The 17,766-nt window shown below is 65.2% G+C and carries 15 protein-coding genes; 5 read left to right on the top strand and 10 right to left on the bottom strand.

Features of this window, described 5'->3' with window-relative positions:
* Window positions 1–7: 7 nt before the first annotated feature.
* Window positions 8–925 carry a YncE family protein gene (locus NKJ34_RS02800; RefSeq protein ID WP_253736734.1) on the bottom strand — a complete coding sequence of 306 codons (918 nt, stop codon included), beginning with the start codon at window positions 923–925 and terminating at the stop codon, window positions 8–10.
* 323 nt (window positions 926–1,248) lie between these two features.
* Here NKJ34_RS02800 and NKJ34_RS15940 point away from each other — a divergent pair, with 323 nt between their 5' ends.
* The gene (locus NKJ34_RS15940) at window positions 1,249–1,503 is read left to right on the top strand and encodes a UPF0058 family protein (protein ID WP_425491746.1); all 255 of its coding nucleotides are present in this window, start codon (window positions 1,249–1,251) and stop codon (window positions 1,501–1,503) included.
* Between the two features lie 432 nt (window positions 1,504–1,935).
* Here the strand turns inward: NKJ34_RS15940 and NKJ34_RS02795 are convergent, their stop codons facing one another.
* Window positions 1,936–3,063 carry a pyridoxal phosphate-dependent aminotransferase gene (locus NKJ34_RS02795; RefSeq protein WP_253736733.1) on the bottom strand — a complete coding sequence of 376 codons (1,128 nt, stop codon included), beginning with the start codon at window positions 3,061–3,063 and terminating at the stop codon, window positions 1,936–1,938.
* Between the two features lie 170 nt (window positions 3,064–3,233).
* Here NKJ34_RS02795 and NKJ34_RS02790 point away from each other — a divergent pair, with 170 nt between their 5' ends.
* Together NKJ34_RS02790 and NKJ34_RS02785 are read left to right on the top strand one after the other, a co-directional pair.
* Entirely contained in the window at window positions 3,234–3,719 is a 486-nt protein-coding gene (locus NKJ34_RS02790; RefSeq protein WP_253736732.1) for a hypothetical protein, read from the top strand.
* Window positions 3,720–3,800: 81 nt separating this feature from the next.
* Complete coding sequence (locus NKJ34_RS02785; protein ID WP_253736731.1) at window positions 3,801–4,025, top strand: DUF8119 family protein; 225 nt, start codon at window positions 3,801–3,803, stop codon at window positions 4,023–4,025.
* Window positions 4,026–4,069: 44 nt separating this feature from the next.
* Here NKJ34_RS02785 and NKJ34_RS02780 read toward each other — a convergent pair whose 3' ends face one another.
* On the bottom strand, window positions 4,070–5,812 hold the full coding sequence (locus tag NKJ34_RS02780) for a cbb3-type cytochrome c oxidase subunit I (RefSeq protein WP_253736983.1): 1,743 nt from the start codon (window positions 5,810–5,812) through the stop codon (window positions 4,070–4,072).
* A 245-nt stretch (window positions 5,813–6,057) separates the two neighbouring features.
* Here NKJ34_RS02780 and NKJ34_RS02775 point away from each other — a divergent pair, with 245 nt between their 5' ends.
* Window positions 6,058–6,303: a YhbY family RNA-binding protein gene (locus tag NKJ34_RS02775; protein WP_253736730.1), complete on the top strand. Its 246-nt coding sequence runs from the start codon at window positions 6,058–6,060 to the stop codon at window positions 6,301–6,303.
* A 40-nt stretch (window positions 6,304–6,343) separates the two neighbouring features.
* Here NKJ34_RS02775 and NKJ34_RS02770 read toward each other — a convergent pair whose 3' ends face one another.
* The 6 genes from NKJ34_RS02770 to NKJ34_RS02745 form a co-directional block, all read right to left on the bottom strand.
* Complete coding sequence (locus tag NKJ34_RS02770) at window positions 6,344–7,420, bottom strand: ABC transporter permease (RefSeq protein ID WP_253736729.1); 1,077 nt, start codon at window positions 7,418–7,420, stop codon at window positions 6,344–6,346.
* A complete protein-coding gene (locus NKJ34_RS02765; protein ID WP_253736728.1) occupies window positions 7,413–9,350 on the bottom strand; it encodes an ABC transporter permease in 1,938 nt (645 codons plus the stop codon). The genes NKJ34_RS02770 and NKJ34_RS02765 overlap by 8 nt, the downstream gene beginning before the upstream one ends.
* A complete protein-coding gene (locus tag NKJ34_RS02760; RefSeq protein WP_253736727.1) occupies window positions 9,347–10,318 on the bottom strand; it encodes an ABC transporter ATP-binding protein in 972 nt (323 codons plus the stop codon). Before NKJ34_RS02760 ends, NKJ34_RS02765 begins: the two co-directional genes overlap by 4 nt.
* 81 nt (window positions 10,319–10,399) lie before the next feature.
* Window positions 10,400–11,296 (bottom strand): phosphoribosyltransferase HisG-related protein, encoded by an 897-nt coding sequence (locus tag NKJ34_RS02755; RefSeq protein ID WP_253736726.1) that lies wholly within the window; start codon window positions 11,294–11,296, stop codon window positions 10,400–10,402.
* An 82-nt stretch (window positions 11,297–11,378) separates the two neighbouring features.
* Complete coding sequence (locus NKJ34_RS02750) at window positions 11,379–13,532, bottom strand: alanine-zipper protein (protein WP_253736725.1); 2,154 nt, start codon at window positions 13,530–13,532, stop codon at window positions 11,379–11,381.
* Window positions 13,533–13,719: 187 nt separating this feature from the next.
* Window positions 13,720–13,929 (bottom strand): hypothetical protein, encoded by a 210-nt coding sequence (locus NKJ34_RS02745; protein ID WP_253736724.1) that lies wholly within the window; start codon window positions 13,927–13,929, stop codon window positions 13,720–13,722.
* Between the two features lie 351 nt (window positions 13,930–14,280).
* Between NKJ34_RS02745 and NKJ34_RS02740 the strand changes: the two genes are divergently transcribed.
* Window positions 14,281–16,905 carry a PAS domain-containing protein gene (locus tag NKJ34_RS02740; protein ID WP_253736723.1) on the top strand — a complete coding sequence of 875 codons (2,625 nt, stop codon included), beginning with the start codon at window positions 14,281–14,283 and terminating at the stop codon, window positions 16,903–16,905.
* Window positions 16,906–16,924: 19 nt separating this feature from the next.
* Here the strand turns inward: NKJ34_RS02740 and NKJ34_RS02735 are convergent, their stop codons facing one another.
* Entirely contained in the window at window positions 16,925–17,761 is an 837-nt protein-coding gene (locus NKJ34_RS02735) for an MBL fold metallo-hydrolase (protein WP_253736722.1), read from the bottom strand.
* Window positions 17,762–17,766 lie beyond the last annotated feature (5 nt).

The raw sequence follows: 17,766 nt of genomic DNA, 5'->3' as shown, positions 1-17,766 counted from the left end.
TCGGCGATCACCGCGAGAGGTAGGTGAGGCCGTCGGGGAACGTCCCGACGTCGATCCGGTCGACTGCCTCGCGGGTCTCGGGGTCGATCACCGAGACGTCGTTGGATTTGTTGTTCGCGACGTACGCCGTCGAGCCCTCGGGATCGAAGACGATCCCGCCCGGCCAGATACCGACCGGAATCCGTTCGACCTCCCACGGTCGGCCCGTGCCGCCGCGGTGAAACCGCGTTTCGATCACCGAGACGTCGTTCGACAGCCGGTTGGCGACCAGCGCGATCGCGCCGTCGGGAGCGAAGACGATCCCCATCGGCGACTCGCCGAGCCCCGTCTCGTAGATCGTCTCGTACCGGACGGGGTCGTGGACGGACAGCCGGCACTCCCGCTGGACCGTCACGTAGACGTTGTCGGTCGCCGGGTTGACGCCGACGCCCTCCGGGCCGTCGCCGACCGGGACGTCGACCGTGATCCGGCGCTCCTCGCAGTCGATGATCGTCAGGGTGTTGCCGCTGCTGTTGGTGACGTAGGCGGTCGACTCCTCGCTGTCCAGCGAGATGGAGTTCGACTGGGACTGGTGGGTCGGAACGATGTCAACCAGCGTGTCGGTCTCGATGTCGAAGACGAACACCCGGCTGTTGTGCTCGGAGACCACCCACAGCTCGTTGGCCCGGTCGCGGACGACCAGCCCACGGGGGCCGTCGAAAAGGTCGTGGTCGACCCGTCCGGTGACAGTGAAGGTCGTGTTGTCGATGACGTTCAGCGCGTTGCCCTGCGAGCAGGTGACGTAGCTTTTGGCCCCGTCCGGCGAGGTCTCGATCGTCCGCGGGCCGAAGTCCGTCGAGACCTCCGCGACCGTCTCGCCGGCCGCCGGGTCGACGACCGAGACGCAGTCGTCGTCCCGGTTGAGCACGAGCAATCGATCCTCCATACCGGAGGACCGCTCGCCACGGCAAAGCCCCTTTGCACCGTCCGGTTCCGCTGAGCGTCCGACCCGTCGACACGCCCGCGGTGGCGAGATCGGGTGTGTTGACTGGCGGTTACTGTGGTGTGTCGGTCGCACACTGAGTGTTAGAGCCGTAAAGACAGTGATGCTGTGCAAAATCCAGAGACAGCGGATAGCACAGTACCTATCCAAGTATTGATATACTCAAAATACATTCATTTATTTTGGATAGTGACACGTTCACCCACACTACTACACCAAGCGTATATTGTAAAATATTTTATATAACTGGCGGCAGTCTACTACGTATGAAGAGCCAAGAACTCAAACAGATTCACGCGTTGCTGTACGAAGTACGGAAATACCTCTGCAACGGGAATACTGTCCCATCAGATCCGTTCGAGAGCTACGATTCGCAACCGGTTCGTCCGACTCATGTGCATCAATCGAAACAAGCCCACAAGAACGGAATCGAGCTGCTAGTAGCTGGAATCGAGCGCGTGCTTCAGTTGGATCCACCACCGAAAACACCCGTCGTACTACCGGCTTCCCAGCAATCATGACTCCGGATAGTGAGGAAAACACGTGGCAAAACAGTATTAGTTGTGTGGTGATCAGAGAACCCGACGAGATCGACCAGTGTATTTTGTATCCAACCCACTCGACTGACGACGAAATCAAAGAGATATACATCAATGCAGAAGGGAGCGGCTTCGTTAGTTTAGAAGATGCTCAGTGATTGAATAAGAGGCTACAAGACAGTCTCGCAATCCAACGATGAAAAGGTGAGGCCCCCCCTTACCTTTTAACAGAGATCCCCCAATCCCTGCTGATAGCACTTGTTGCTGTAAGGGTAAAGAAGTTTGTGAATTCACTCAGATAATCACAAACAGTGACTGGTATCTTCGATGTGGTCGTAGTCTTGTACACTCGAAACTGAGGCCGATTAGTCGAACCAAATATGTTATTGGTTCCACGTCGACTCGACCGACTACCTAGTCTTCTCGAACGGCTGCGGCCGCTGCGCCCATGATCTCGACCGCCTCCCGGAGGGCGTCCTCGTCGGTCGCATACGAGATCCGGGCCATCCCCGCCCCACCGTCGCCGAAGGCCTCGCCCGGCACGACGACCACGCCGCGGTCGATACATTCGTCGACGAACCCCTCGGGCACCTCTGGCATCGCATAAAAGGCTCCCCGGGGAGTTGCACAGTCGATGTCGTGGTCGGCGAGGCCATCCAGCAGGATATCCCGCCGCCGCTCGAAGGAGTCGGTCATTTCGTCGACGATCCCCTGCGGGCCGGTGAGGGCGGCCTCAGCGGCGTACTGTGCGGGTGCGCTGGCGCAGGCCTGTGCGTACTGGTGGACCCGGAGCATCCGCTCTGTACGCTCGCTGGCGCCGACGACCCAGCCGAGCCGCCAGCCGGTCATCGAGTACAGTTTCGACGAGGAGTTGACGACCACCACGTTGTCGCCCTCGGCGTACTCGATCGGCGAGTGGTGGCTCCCCTCGAAGACGGTGTACTCGTAGACCTCGTCGGAGACACACAGCACGCCGTGTTCGTCGGCGATCCGGGCAAATTCTCGAATGTCGTCCTCGCTGGCGACCGCGCCGGTCGGGTTGGCCGGCGAGTTGACGACGAAGGCGGCTGTCTCGTCGGTGATGGCCTCCTCGACCGCTGCGGGATCAAGGGTAAGATCCTCCCGGAGCCCCACGGGGACCGGCTGCCCGTCGGCGAGTTTGGTGAGCGCGTCGTAGGAGACGAAGCCCGGATCGGGGATGATAACCTCTTGGCCGGGGTCGACGTGGGCCTCTAGGGCGATGTGGAGCGCCTCGCTGGCCCCGGAAGTGGCGATCACGTCGGCGGGGTCGACGTCGACGCCCTGATCCTGCCGGTGTTTGGCGGCGATCGCCTCCCGGAGCGGCTCGATCCCCTTGTTCGAGGTGTAGCCGTCGGCCTGCCCCGACTCGATGGCGTCGACGGCCGCCTGTCGGGCGTGTGCCGGTGTCGGGAAGTCAGGCTGGCCCAACCCGAGATTGATGGCGTCGTCGCCGGCTGCTTCGAACACTTCGCGAATGCCACTGATCGCAATACGGTCGACGCGTGAGGAGAACCCTGTCATGGTCGTACTACGCGAGGCCGACAGGATAGCTTTTGTTACATTCGATGGGCGAGCCACTCGTCGGCTCGCCCGTCGAACCGGTTGCTGTGAGCCACCCATGGCCCGCCTGTCGAATCGCGTGAGGTCTGTGGGGCGAAACGCTCAGTAGCGTCGACCCGCTAACGGGAGGTATGACACGGGCCGGGGTCCGGTACGCTGCGGGGGCGCTCGCGGTGGCGGTGGCGGCGATCCACATCTACTGGGGGTTCCCGCGGCTCGTCACCCAACTCCAGGCCGGGCTGGTGCCGGATCCCCGGCCGGCGCTGTTCGTCCTCAGCGGGATCGCCATCCTGCTGGGGATCGCCCGGATCCTCGACGGCCACGATCCCGAGCCGTTCTATCTCGCCGGCATCGGGCTCGTGAGTCTCTATCTCGTCGGCTACGTCGCGTGGCACGCCTTCGGCGGCCACGGCGGCTTTTTCTGGCCGTGGGCCCCCGAGCCGATCGTCCACGACGAGCCGGCGGCGGTCGTCGTCGCCGAACACCTGCTCACCACGCCGCTGGATCTCGCCTCGAAACTCCTCGAAACCGTGTTGTTGGGGCTGCTGGTCGTCCTCTACCGGGGTGAGCCGCAGTCGACCGACGAGGCGATCGAACGGGTCGTCGGGAGCGACTAACGTTTATATCCCGTTCCTACCAACCAGCGTGGTAATGGGACACCGCCTGTGGCAGTCGGCGTGGCTCTGGGGAGTCGACCAGTGAGTCGACCAAACTCGCTGCTCGATCGGCTCCGGACGTACGAGACGAACGTCATCGAGGACATTGTCATGGCAGGGTTGATCTTCGCGGTGATCTCTTTCGCGTGGGATGCCGCGCCCGCGGCGTGGCCACAGGTGATCTACTACCTCGGGCTCGCGGTTGGACTGTTCGGCTATTTCAAATACGTGAGCCCGCCACCGTCGGCCGACGAGGCCGATTCGTAGCCCTCCCGGAACTCGCTGGCTGTCGCCTGTTACTCGTCGATCATCTACCTGTCGTCGTCTGTCGACTGCTCGCCGCCGTCGGTTGCGGTCGACTGGCTCCCCTCGCCGTCGGTGAGCAGCGACTGCCGTCGCCGGTCGAACCAGTTCCACTCGGCGGTGTAGATGTCCTCCTCTCGGAGATCCCACGGATCGGTCTCGTCGATCCGTCGCCCCTCGATCCACGACGAAACCATGTTCCAGACCCAGATCACCTGACCGACAGCCAACAGTAGCGCGCCGAGGGTCACCAGCCGGTGGAGCGTGGCGAACTGCGGGAGGTAGGTCGCATACCGCCGGGGCATCCCGCCGTAGCCCAGTAGGATCATCGCGAAGAAGGTGAGGTTGACGCCGACCATCGAGAGCCAGAAGTGGGCCTTCCCGAGCGTCACCTGATACATCCGCCCCGTGACGAGCGGGAACCAGTAGTAGATGCCCGCGAACCCGGCGAAGGCGATGGCTCCCATCACGATGTAGTGGAAGTGGCCGACGACGTAGTAGGTATCGTGGAGGACGAGGTCGACCGGCACGGCTGCCAGGAAGACGCCGGTGACACCGCCGATGATGAAGTTGCCGACGAAGGCGACACAGAACAACATCGGCGTCGTCAGCCGGATCGAGCCGCCCCAGAGCGTGGTGATCCAGTTGAACGTCTTGACCGCCGAGGGGACCGCGATCGCCAGCGAAACCGCCATGAACGATGCCCGAAGCCGGGGGTCGATCCCGGTGGCGAACATGTGGTGGGCCCAGACGCCGAACGACAGCACGCCGATGGCCAGCGTGGAGTAGACGACGAACTTGAAGCCGAACAGCTTACGGCCCGCAAATCGCGGGAGGACGTAGCTGATGATCCCCATCATCGGCAACACGAGGATGTACACCTCGGGGTGGCCGAAGAACCAAAACAGGTGTTGCCACAGCAGCGTCCCACCTTCCGCCATGAAGAAGGTGGTGCCGAGATTGCGGTCGGCCAGCAGCATCAACAGGGCGCTGCCCAGCAGCGGGAAGGCAAAGAGGATGATCCCCGACTGGGTGAGGATGGTCCACGAGAAGATGTCGAGGTTGGCCCACGTGACTTTCTCGCCGCGCTGGGTGAAGATGGTCACGATGAAGTTGATCGCCCCCATCGTGGTGGCGACCCCCGAGAGGTGGAGGCCCAGCAGCATCATGTCGACACCCGCGCCGCCGACGGCGTCGGAGCTGGGGCCACTCCCGCCGAGCGATAACGGCGTGTACATCGTCCACCCGGTCTGTGGCGGGCCGAACAGCCCCAGCGGCTGGGCGAGAAACCCACTAAAAACGAGGATCGCAGCGGGCGGCAGCATCCAGAAGGCGATGGCGTTGATCCGCGGAAAGGCCATGTCGTCGGCTCCGATGATCAGCGGGACGAGGTAGTTGGCGAAGGCAGCGATGATCGGCGTCCCGAACAGCAACAGCATCCCGACACCGTGGCTCGTCAGCAGGGCGTTGTAGGTCGCCGTGCCGAGCAGCGTCGTGTTCGGCGTCACCAACTCGATGCGCATCAGCAGGACTTCGAGCCCGGCGATCACGAATATCGTGATGGCAAACAGCCCATAGAGGAGCCCGATGTCCTTGTGGTCGACGGTCGTCAGCCAGCGCGTGAGCCCGGCCGGCTTCTCGCTTTCGACGTAGGCACCGCCCGTCTCCTCGCCGCCGAGGGCGGGCGTCGCGGTCGTTTCGCGGCGGTAGCGTCCGATCCAGACGGCGGCGACGACCAGCCCAACACCCATCAGCACCGTAAGCAGGAGCTGCGGGGCGAATTCCATACACGTATGTCAGGGCGTCACCTACCTATACCTACGGAGCCTCATACCCGAGCGGATATCTGTGTTGAGGGTCTCTGAAGCCGTTTTGTCGGAATTTCGATTGCGAGTAGTGGCCAGTTTGCGGTCCGGAGTACCCGCTGGACAACCGGCCACGAGCGGATTGGCGTCAGTCGAACGCTTGAAACCGGTCGACCCTCTCTGTTGGGTATATGGTCGACCACGAACTCCGGAAGGAGGCCCACGATCTGGACGTAACCGTCTGGGTCGGCAAGAGCGGCATCGGCGCGGTGACCGAGGAACTCAGCAATCAGCTCGACGACAGAAAGCTCGTCAAGGTGAAGTTCCTCCGGGCGGCCCGCGGGACGGACGACACCGAGGAACTGGCCGCAGAACTGGCCGAGCGCGTCGACGCCGAGTTGGTCGAGACCCGCGGTAACACGGCCGTGCTCACGTAAGCGGCGGCGATCGGCTTTTGCGGACGGTCACGGCGACCGGTTATAGCTCGTTGGCGTCGACTCGGTCGACAAGCCACCGCACTGCGCCGGCGACGCCGACCGCCCCCACACTGTAGCCGCCGACGGCAGCGTAGGTCGCGGTCGTGGCGCTGTCGATCGCCAACAGGGCGGCCACGTTCGCGGGGCTTCCGGGGAGGAACGACGCGCCCGCGAACAGCAGCAGCACCCCCACCGAGAACAGCAACTGTGCCGACCGGCGGTCGGCGGCCAGAATCGAGATCCCGACCGCGAAGCCGACGATTATCACCGTGGCAGCGGTGACGAGCGCGAACAGCCACGCGCCGTTGGCGATCCCCACGCCGTTCAGCGAGAGCAGCGCCAGCCACGTCATCGCCTGCAGCGGCGCGATGGCGATCATCGCCAGCGCCTTGCCGTCGACGATCTGGACCAGCGAGACCGGCGCGACCCGCAGCAACTCGAGGGTGCCGCGGTCGACCTCCTCAGTGATGGAGTCGACGGTGATCGAGCCGCTGATGAACACTGGCAGGAACACCAACAGCGGCAGCAGAACCGTGTACGTGAAATCGAAGTAGGGGTTGCCGCCGCGCTCCGGCGGCAGTTCGAGGGGGACGACCTCCAGTGAGGCCGCCCTGTCGGCCCGCTCGGCGCGTTCGAGGGCCCGAAGGGCCTCCTGGCTCTCGGAGACGACCAGCGTCGTCTGGATCGACCCCTCGGGGGCGGTCAGCACCACCTCGATCCGGCCGTCGCGATCGGTCGCCTCGAACACCGCCTGGGCCCGCCCCTCGTCGAAGGCCGCGAACGCACCGTCCGCCGAGGTGTACTCGGTGGCGTTGATCGCCTCCCGATCGTCGATCGCCGCCAGCATCTCGTCGCTGGCGTCGCCGGTGACCGCGGCCTCGATCCCGTAGCCGTCGACGCTACCGGGATCGTACAGCGAGACCAGCCCGACGACTAAGAAACCCGAGAAGCCGGCGACGAACAGCTGGATCACGAGGGCCAGAACGATCGTCTTCTCCCGGCCGAGCACCCGCAGTTCCCGGCCGGCGATCGTCAGCCGCTGGCTCCGGAGCCGCTGGCGGAGGCTGCCGTCAGCCATAGAGACTCACCACCCCGACGTTGTAGGCGGCGTGCACCGCCGTCGCAACCGCCATCGCGGCGAGATACCACCGCCAATTCCGGCGCGCGCCCAGTGCCGAGATCGCCGCGGTCGCCGTGTGCAACACCAGCGGCGCGAACAACAGCGCGAGCGTCGACGCCGGCGTCACTCCCGCGGGAGTCAACGTCGCCTGCCCGAGGACGAGATCGGGCAGACCGACCAGTTGGGCGATAGCGGTGAATTTCTCGCCGACGAAGAAGCCGAGCCCCGAGAGCCCCCCGAGGACGAGCGCGGTCCGGATCGATCGGTCGAAGCGGTCGCGCTCGATGCCGGCGTAGATGTGGATGCTCTTGGCCACCTCCTCGATCGCCGCGATGACGACCAAGATCAGCGGCACCGAGAGTTCGATCGGCATGACGAACAGGACGGCGATCGCCAACAGTTCGGCGACGAAGACGAAGGGGATCGTCAACGCGGCGGCGACGGCGACCGACTTCCGGCCGCGGAGCCGGGCGTCGACGGCATCGAGGAACTTCAGGGGGACGGGCTTCTGGGTGAACATGTCCTCCTCGCGGTAGACGCCGACCCCGAGCAGAAAGAGGATCGCCGAGCCGAGGTAGAACGACGACGTCGAAAAGAAGTACGCGCCGAGGCCGACGGCCTCGCCCTGTAGCTCCATCACCACGAGCGTCAGCGGCGAGATCAGGGCGATCGGCGTGACGTTGGTGAAGATCGCGGGGACGAACACGTAGCTGGTCAGAAACACCGAGACCGTGACGGTGACAAAGGTGAGTTCCTTGAACGAGCGGGCGAACATCGCGCCGACGAACGTCGACGACAGGAAGGCCAGAGCGATCGGCAGCACGGCCGCTACCGACACCAGCCCGCCGCCGACCCCGAGGCTGATACCGGTGATGGCGACGATCGCGGCCACCAGATACGGCAGCGTCTTGCCGGCGACGATGTCGAGCCGCTCGATCGGCGCGACCAACAGCAACTCGCCGCGGCGGTTGATCCGCTCGTTGAGGATCGTCCCGCCGTAGGCCTGAATGACGAAGTTCATCGGCACGAGGAAGACGAACGCCAACACCAGCGAACTGAACGGGAACGGCGGGCTGATCTCGGCGGGCGAGCCCTCCGTGCCACCGCCGCCGAAGACATCGCCGAGGATCGAATCGTCGCCCGCCGCGCGGTCGACCCGCTCGCGGTCGGTCCCGTCGGTGACGTCGACCGTCGACGGGTCGCCATCGCCCTCGTCGGCGTCGTCGCTCTCGCCGTTACCACTGCCATTCGACTCCTCGCCGTCGCTCCCATCGGTACTGCCGGGTTCGTCGTCGCCGGCGTCGGTCCCGCCGGCCGAGCGGTTGGCGTCGACCGCGCCGGGAACCAGCGACTCCTGACTACGGTACTGAAGCTGGACCGAGACGGGGTAGGCGGCCGTCTCGTTGGGTTCCAGCGCCATCGTCCGGTCGTTGTAGCGCTGGACCGCTGCTCGGAACGCCGTCAGGGCCGCGGCTCCCTTCTCGGTCGGGGTGTGAGCGACCGATACCGACGGCCCGCCGCCCCCGAGGCCGACGGTTCCGGATCCGCCTGCTGCGATCGTCGCCCCGCCGATGCCGCGGGATTCGACCAGCAGGTCGATCTCGCCGCGTTCCAGCCGGTCGACGGCGGGCGGATAGGGGGCCAACGCGGCGTGGCTCTCGACCACGTCGTAGTAGGGGCTGTCGGCGCTGATGCCCACCCGATAGATGTCTTGGCTCGGCGAGAGACCATCGAGGCCGCCGACCACGCCCGCGGTGGCAATCGCCCCGGCCAGCGCCACCAACAGGACGCCCGCGGCGACCGTCCGGCGGTCGAGCCCCAGCGAGCCGAGGCTGACCTCCCAGCGGGCGATCCGCCAGATCCGGCGGAGGCGCGTCCCGAGTTTCACCGTGGCCCCTCCGTCGCGGCTTCGGTGTCGTCAGGCGTCGACGGCGAGTCGCCGGCCGACGCCTCGGGATCGGTCGCCGCCGCGGTCCGGGGGCCGGCCATCTGGCGACCGGTGAGATCCAAGAAGAGTTCTTCGAGGCTCGGCTCGTCGGTCCGGATGTCGACCACCCGGCCGCCGGCGGCCGCGGCGGCGTCCTGCAGGTCCTCGACAGCATCCATCGTGTCGACCTCCATGCGGTGGCGGTCCCCATCGGCGGGCTCGCTCTCGGGGAGGTCGACATCGGTGAAGACGTGGTAGGTGGTCTCGCCGTAGGCCTCGCGGATCTCCTCGACGCTGCCGCGGGCGATGATCCGGCCTTCGTTCATGATGATGACCCGATCGCAGACCGACTCGACATGGTAGAGGTTGTGGGCGCTGAAGAGGACGGTCTTGTCGTCGGCCCGGAGCTCGCGGGTGAACTCAAGGACCGAGTTGGTGGTCAGGGGATCGAGCCCGCTTGCGGGTTCGTCGTAAATGAGGACGTCGGGATCGTTGATCAGCGAGCGGGCGATGGCGACCTTGCGTTTCATCCCCTTCGACATGTCGCCGATCCGCCGATCGCGGTACTCCAGTTCGAGTCGGTCGAGCGTTTCGGCGATCCGCTCGTCGGCCGTCGACCGCGGCACGTCGTAGAGGTCGGCGAAGAAGGTGAGATACGATCGGGGGGTCATGTCCTCGTAGAGCGGCGACTCCTCGGGCAGGAAGCCGAGCCGGTGGCGCATCGCCGGATCGGCGGCGTCGAAGCCCGCGACCTCGGCGGTGCCGGCGGTCGGCTCGATCAACCCCGAGAGCATCTTCAGCGTGGTGGTCTTGCCCGCGCCGTTGGGGCCGACGATGCCGAAGATCTCGCCGGCTTCGACCGAAAAGGAGCTGTCGACGACGGCCGCAAAATCACCGTAGGTCTTCCGCAAGCCCGAGACCCGAATCATACCTGACCTGTCGCCCGCGAGTACAAAAACACACGGCCGAAAATACAGCGACTGATAGTCCCCCCGCGCCGCTACCGCCGGCTATTCGGCGACGAGTTCGGTTTCCGCGACGGCCTCGCTCAACAGCCCCTTGAGCCGGTCGGTCGTCGCGTCGGCCTCCGAGGCGTTTTCCATCAGCACGGTCTCGCTGGGGAACAACTGTTCGCCGAGGACCAGCCCGTGGTCGCGGGCGGTCGACCCCGTCATGGTGAGATAGACACCGAGGCCGACGTCGGCGATGGCAGCCTCCTCCTCGACGTCCTCGTCGGGATAGACGAACTCGACGCCGTCGATGGCCTCGGTGCCGAGGACGGCCTCGACGAGTCGCTCGTAGCGCGGCGAGATACACAGCGGGCCGGCGTACTCGTCGACGAACGCCCGATCGAGGTCGTGGCCCTCGACCGACTCGGGGGTGGCCATCAGCGTGTGGTACACCGTGTCACCGAGCCCGGTGACGACCCTGACGTCGGTGTCTTTGGGGCTGATCCGGCGGTTGATCTCCGCGAGCGAGCCCAGCCCCTCGGGGTGGAGTTCGACTACCTCTTCGAGGACGAGGTCGGCGCTGTCGAAGCCGAGGGCGAACTCGTGGGTCCGCAGGGCGCGGAACGGCTCCTCGCGGCCGATGAGGTGGATCGTCGTCTCGCCGCAGTCGACGGTCGCGCTGTCGAAGACCACCCGTCGGGGAAAGCCATCGCGGCTGTCCCGCAGCAGGGTGTACTCGGGGGCGGTCGGCTCGGTGGGATCGCTGTAGTCGGCCAGTCGCTCGTAGGGGCCGCGATCCGGTTCGGTATGGCCCTTGGTGATCGCCTTCTCGTACCGGAGCGTCGAACTCACCGTGTCGGCGAGCGCTCCGCAGTCGGCAACCGCAGCGAGTCGGTCGAGCACCGCTTCGAGCGGTCGACCCTTTCTGGGCACCGCCACCGGAACCGTTCGGCTCATTGTCGGGGTGTCGGAACCGGCTCCTAAACAGATTCCGTTTCGTTGGCCGTACGGGAGCCCGTCTCACCCCTCGGCGGGCGGCTCAGTTCTCGCCGTCGCCACCGCCGCCGACGCCGCCGAAGGCACTGGAGAGCTGATTGCGGAACTGTTCGAGGGCGTCGATCTCGGCTTCGAGTTCGTCGACCCGGTCGGCGATGGCGTCGACCTCGCCGACGTCGGCCTTGGTGTCGAGGACGTCCATGTCTTCGACCCGCTCTTCGAGGGCATCGAGGTCGCCTCTGAGCCGGCGTTTGGCCGAGCGGATGGTGTCGTCGAGCGTGTCGAGTTCTTCCTCGACGTCGCCGACGGCCGTGTCGACGTCGCCGAGATCGGTGTCCAGTTCTGTGATCCGTGCGTCGAGATCGTCGACCGTCTCGCCGAGGTCGCCGATCTCCTCGAAGGCGTGGTCAAGGTCGCCGTCGAGATCCTCGACGGCGTCGGTCGCCGACTCGGCGTCGGCGGCGGCGCTGTCGGCGGTCTCGACCGCCGTGTTGGCCCGGTCGGCCGCGTTGTCCGCGGTCTCGGTCGCCGTCTCGACCTCGCGGGAGAGCTTCGAGACCGAGGCGTCGAGGTCGTCGACCTGCTCGACGGCCGACTCGACGGTCGATTCGGCATCGTCGACGCGGTCGTCGATCTCGTCGACACTGGCTTCGGCGTCGTCGACGCGGTCGTCGAGCGCCTCGACCTCGCGTTCGACGCTGTTGACCCCGGTCCGGACGCTGGTGAGGTCCGCGCTGAGGTCGGCCCGCTCGGAGGAGGCCGAATCGAGTTCGACCGAGATCTCGTCGATCTCCTTCGAGAGTTCTTCGACGTCCGAGCGTAGATCGCCGAAGATCTCGGTGGCGGTCCCGTTTTCGTTGATGAACTCTTCGAGAGCGTCGGTGTAGGCCGCCAGCTCGTCGACCTGTGACTGGACCCGGTCGAGGCGGACCTCGACGCTCCGGGGCACTCCGGAGCCGAGTTCCTTCTCCAACAGGGCGCGATCCTCCTCGGAGACGTTGTCGTTCCGGAGTTCGGCCGCCAGCACGGCGGCGATCCCGCCTTGGACCGCGACAACCGACGAGGAGTCGTCCTCGTCGCCGTCGACCGCCGGCGTCGCCGTGATCGCCGGCTGGAGGTCGTCGTCGATCGCCGGCTGGTCGGCCTCGGGGTCGACCGAGGCGGCATCCGTATCGGCGTCGACAGTCCCGTCGGCGGCCGATGGCTCGGCGGCGGCCGGTTCCTCGACTGCCGGATCGGCGTCCGTCGAAGTCGCTTCGTCGGCTGGCTCGGCCTCGACTGCCGCCTCGTCGGCCGCCTGCTCGGTGTCCTCGACCGGCGGCTCGTCGAGCGCGTCGTCGACTTGCTCGTCGTCGACCGATTCGGCGTCGGCCACTGCCTCGTCACCGATCGTCGTCCCGCTATCGGTCGCCTCGCTGGCGTCGGCCGTCTCGATGTCGGCTGTCGGATCGGCATCCGCCTCAGCGGCCGGTTCGGCGTCGTCGGCCTCGGCTGCCGGTTCGGCGTCCGCTTCCGCGGCCGGTTCGGCATCGTCAATCTCGGCTGCCGGTTCGGCGTCCGTCTCAGCGGCCGGTTCGGCGTCGTCGATCTCGGCTGCCGGATCGGCGGCGGATGGGTCGGCAGATGCGTCGACCGCCCCGGGTTCGTCGGCCGCCGTCGGCTCGGTACTCGGGGTGGCGTCGGCGAGGGGGTCGTTGTCGCCGGCGAGTGGCTCCTGTTGGTCGTCGACGCCGGGGAGGGAACTCCGGTCCCCGGAGAGTACGTCCCGGACGAGTTGGCTGTTGTCGGGCCCCAGTACGCCCTCGATGTCGGCGGCCTGCTCCTGTTCCTGTGTGGTGAGTTCCTTGACCGACGGCTCGATGAGGAACGACCGCAGATCGCTCATGTCGTCGGTCCGGATGCCGTAAACGGTCTTGAGTTCCTCGCCGGGTTCGAGGTCCCGTTCGAACTCCACGCGGTGGTCCTTGTAGGCAGTCCACCGGTCGCTTTCGAACTCCGGATGGAAGCCGACCCGCTCCATCGGGAACGATTCGGGTATCTGATCGGTCAGCCGCACGTGGGCCGGCTCCGATCCGGTCGACTCGATCTGGAAGACCACCGCCGGGACGGGGAACTCCTCCGCAGTAACAGTCTTCTCGACGGTAATCCCGTCGTTCGAGACTGTTACAGTCTCGTTGATGTCTGACCCCTGGCTCATGTGGGGGTGTTTCACACCAGACTCTTAAAATGTGTGGGGCTGTTTTCGCGTTTGATAGCCCGACGCCGCCCCCGAGATATTCCTGATAGTTATAGATTCTTTATTTAGTCGCATTCACGAACATTTAAATTATGCTGGCCGGGCAGTTCGAACAACTGCGCGACAAAAAATGGGGTGGTGACCCGGTTCAACAGTAGTCCGCGACGTCGACGGTATCCGGCCGCGCCTGCCGGCGGCGCTTCTGGCGTTCGAGTTGTTTACGGACCGCCCGCGCCCACGGCGTGTCCTGTCGCATCGCTTGCCGTCGACAGCGGTCCTGTGTCATCCAGATATGGCGGTCTTCGTCGGTCGTCTCCGGGTCCCAAAACCACGTGGGGAAGTCGTAATCAGTTGTCATTGTCGTGTTCTCCGTTCCGGAGGCTCGGCATCCGCTGTTCGTCTCGGTCGGCACCGTGGCATACCGACCCAATATACTTAAATCGGGCGTTCGTTCTATAATTACAATTTTTGTTTCAAAATAACTATCTATTCGGAGAATAATTAATTATTCACCCATGTTTTTCTCACTATGGTTCACATTTACGAGCCCGTTAGTGTAGCCGTTCGTCTCATCGACGGTAGGACGGGCGGGTACGACTACTATTCCACGAAATTTGCGCCGCGTGTGTGGTTATTTACTGCTTCTGTTGTACATTCTATTTTTCAATAACGACAGAATAATATATTTGTACAGCTATACAATGGTTAGATGGTCAGGGACGATTCGGGGTGGGCCACGTGCTCGGAGGCGGCGGTCGACCCGCTGTGGGCAGTTCTTGATACACTCAGCGATGCAGTTGTGGTCGTGAATCCGACCGGCCGGATCACCGACGCGAACCCCGCCGCCCGTTCGCGGTACGGCCACGACGAACTGGTTGGACGGACGCTCGACGGGCTGGCCGCCGGGCGATCGACCGACGATCCCCTCGTCGACCGACTCCGACGGGCAGCGGGGGGCGACGAGCGGACGGTCGGCTGGACGGTTCGGACCGCCGACGGCGACCTGCTGGAGGAGACGCTCCACCCGACGGTCACGACGGTCGACGGCGAGCCGAGAGTCGTCGTCGTCGCCCGCGACCCCGAATCGGTAGACGGGAGGGCGAGGTCCGAACGACTCGGCGGCGGCACCGACCACCACCTGCCCGCGGCCTACCTGCGGAAGGCACAGGACGTCGCCGACGTCGGCTGGTGGTTCAAGGAGATCCCCTCCGACCGGATCCACTGGTCCGAGAAGGTGTTCGAGATGTGGAGGGTCGACACCGACGCCGCCACCATCGACCACGAGACGTTTTTGAGCTACATCCACCCCGATGACGCCGACCGGGTCGACGCCGCGTGGGCGGCTGCCGAGACGGGCGACCCCTACGACATCGAACACCGGATCGTCACCGACGACGGCGAGACCAGATGGATGCGCCAGCAGGCCGAACTCGGCTTCGAGGACGGCGATCCCGTCTCGGCGACCGGGGTCGTCCAAGACATCACCGACCAGAAACGGCGGGAGGCGGAACTCACACGGCTCCGCACCCAGTTCGAGCGGTTCGCCGGCACCGTTCGGGACGCCTTCTTCCTCGTGTCGGCCGACTACTCCGAGACGCTGTACGTGAACGATGCCGTCGAGCGCATCTACGGCATCACACCCGCGGAGGCCTACGCCGACCCCGAGTCGTGGCTCCGACACGTCCACCCCGACGACACCGAGGCGCTGTCGGGGGCGGTCGAGGAGTTCCGTGAGGGGGTGATCACGGGGACGGTGGCCCAAGAGTACCGGATCCAGCATCCCGAGCGGGGATTGCGCTGGGTGCAGGCACAGATCGACGTCGTAACCGACGACGACGGGGTCGTGACACAGGTCGCGGGTATCACCACCGACATCACCGGACGAAAGGAACGGGAGGAAGAACTCCGACGAAGCCGCGACCTCATCGAACAGACGCAGGAAAACGCCTCGATCGGCTGGTGGGAGGCCGACCTCGTCGACGACACCCTCCACTGGAGCGACGAAGTCTACCGCATCCACGACCGCCCCGTGGACCAAGAGGTGACACTGGCCGACGGAATCGAGTTCTACCACCCCGAAGATCGGCCGACGATACAGGAGGCGTTCGACCGACTGAGGACCGAGGGAGAGCCCTACGAACTCGAACTCCGGATCGTCACGGCCGGAGATCGGACCCGATGGGTCAGGACGGTCGCCGACCCGCAGGTCGACACCGATGGCGAGGTCGTCGGCGCGTTGGGTATCTTCCAAGACATCACCGACCGGAAGCGCGACGAGCAGGAGCTGGAACAGGCCCGGACGGAGCTCCGGCAGATCATCGATCTGATCCCCGATCCCGTCTTCGTCAAGAACCGTGCCGGGACGTTCCTGCTGGCCAACGATGCGCTCGCCGACTGCTACGGAGAGACGACCGCGACTGTCGAAGGACAGCAGGAGTCCGCGGTGATGCCGGACGCGAGCGAGTACGAGAACTTCCGTGAGGACGACTTGGCGGTGATCGACTCCGGCGAACCGAAACAGATCCCCGAGGAATCGGTGACGACCGCCGACGGCGAGACGCGAATCTTCAGCACGGTCAAGATCCCCTACGAGACCGCCCACAGCAGCGAGCCCGCGGTGCTGGCCTACGCCCGCGACGTCACCGATCTCAAGACCTACGAGCGCCAACTCGAGACCCAGCGGGACAACCTCGACGTCCTCAATCAGGTGGTGCGCCACGACATCCGCAACGATCTCCAGTTGATCTCCGCGTACGTCGAGATGCTCGATGGCACACTCGGGGTGGAGTCACAGTCGTATCTCGACGTCATCACCAGAAGCACCGACAACGCCATCGAACTCACGACGACCGCTCGGGACCTCGCCCAGACGATGCTGCAGGCCGACGCCAACCGTCGACCGGTGCCACTGGCTAGAACACTCGACGGCCAGATCGACCGGCTGCTGTCGGCGGAGTCGACGACGGTCGTCACCGTCACCGGCGAGCTCCCGCGGGTCCACGTGCTGGCCGACGACCTGCTGGAGGCGGTGTTCCGGAACCTCCTGAAGAACGCCGTCCAGCACAACGACACCGAAGAACCCGAGATCGGTATCGAGACCGCCGTCGACGACGATGCCGTTACTGTCCGGATCGCCGACAACGGCCCCGGCGTCTCGGATGCCCACAAGACACAGATCTTCGGCCGCGGCGAGCAGGGCCTCGACAGCAACGGGACGGGGATCGGCCTCTACCTCGTCGACACGCTGGTCGACCGCTACGGTGGGACGGTCGTCGTCGAGGACAACGAGCCGCGCGGGGCGGTATTCAGCGTCGAGTTGCCGCTCGCGGACTGACCGCCACGGGAGCGACCGGCTACAGGTCGACGCGGTCACCGATTTCGACGATCTCCAACTGCTGTGGATACTCGTATGATCGGGCGTGGTGGTGGAGTGCAGTCGGATCGGCAGTCATCCCCTTCCACATGTCCCAGTGGCTCGGCAGCAGCCGATCCAACTGGAGGTCGGAAGCGGATTTGACCGTCTCGTTTTCGGTCGCGTACCACTTCGTCCGCACCGGCTCGCGGGTTTCCTTGTCGGGAATGTTGCCGATCGCGCCGAAGGCGAGAATACCGAGGTCGATGTCGTAGGCTTCGCCGACGTCGACGAAGGTGTCGGCCGGTTTGCTGTCGCCGGCGTGGAAGATCGTCCCCGACTCGTGTTGGATCATGTAGCCGACCGGGTGTGTCGAGTCGGGATCGTGGGTCTCGACGACGTCGACGGTGAACTCGCCGACGGAGAACTGATCGCCCTCGGTGACCTCGGTGAACTGATCCTCACTGATGTCGTAGCTGTCGAGCCACTCCTCGTCCTCGAAGGCGACCGCGAGGCTGTCGTCCGGGGCGAAAAAGTCCGCTCCCGTTTCGAGGAGCGGGCCCTGACTCGGGCCGTGGGTGTGGTCGGTGTGTTCGTGGGTGGCAAACACGGCGTCGACGGCTGAGGCGTCGACGTCGTCGGGATCGAACGGGACGGGGATCATCCGGATCGTCCGGGGTGGGTCGCCCAGTCCGACATAGGGGTCGATCCAGATGGTGGTGCCCTCGCTGCCCTTGATCACGAAGCCGTTGCAGCCGAGATACCAGATCGCTACCGTCTCGGGGTCAGCGGCGTCGACGGCCTGTGGGAGCCAGTCGCCCCAGTCGCTTACGGTCATGGCCG

The organism is Halohasta salina, assembly GCF_024178165.1.
GTDB lineage: Archaea > Halobacteriota > Halobacteria > Halobacteriales > Haloferacaceae > Halohasta > Halohasta salina.
The sequence above is the reverse complement of the archived record's forward strand: the minus strand, read 5'-3'. Positions and strand labels throughout refer to the sequence as shown.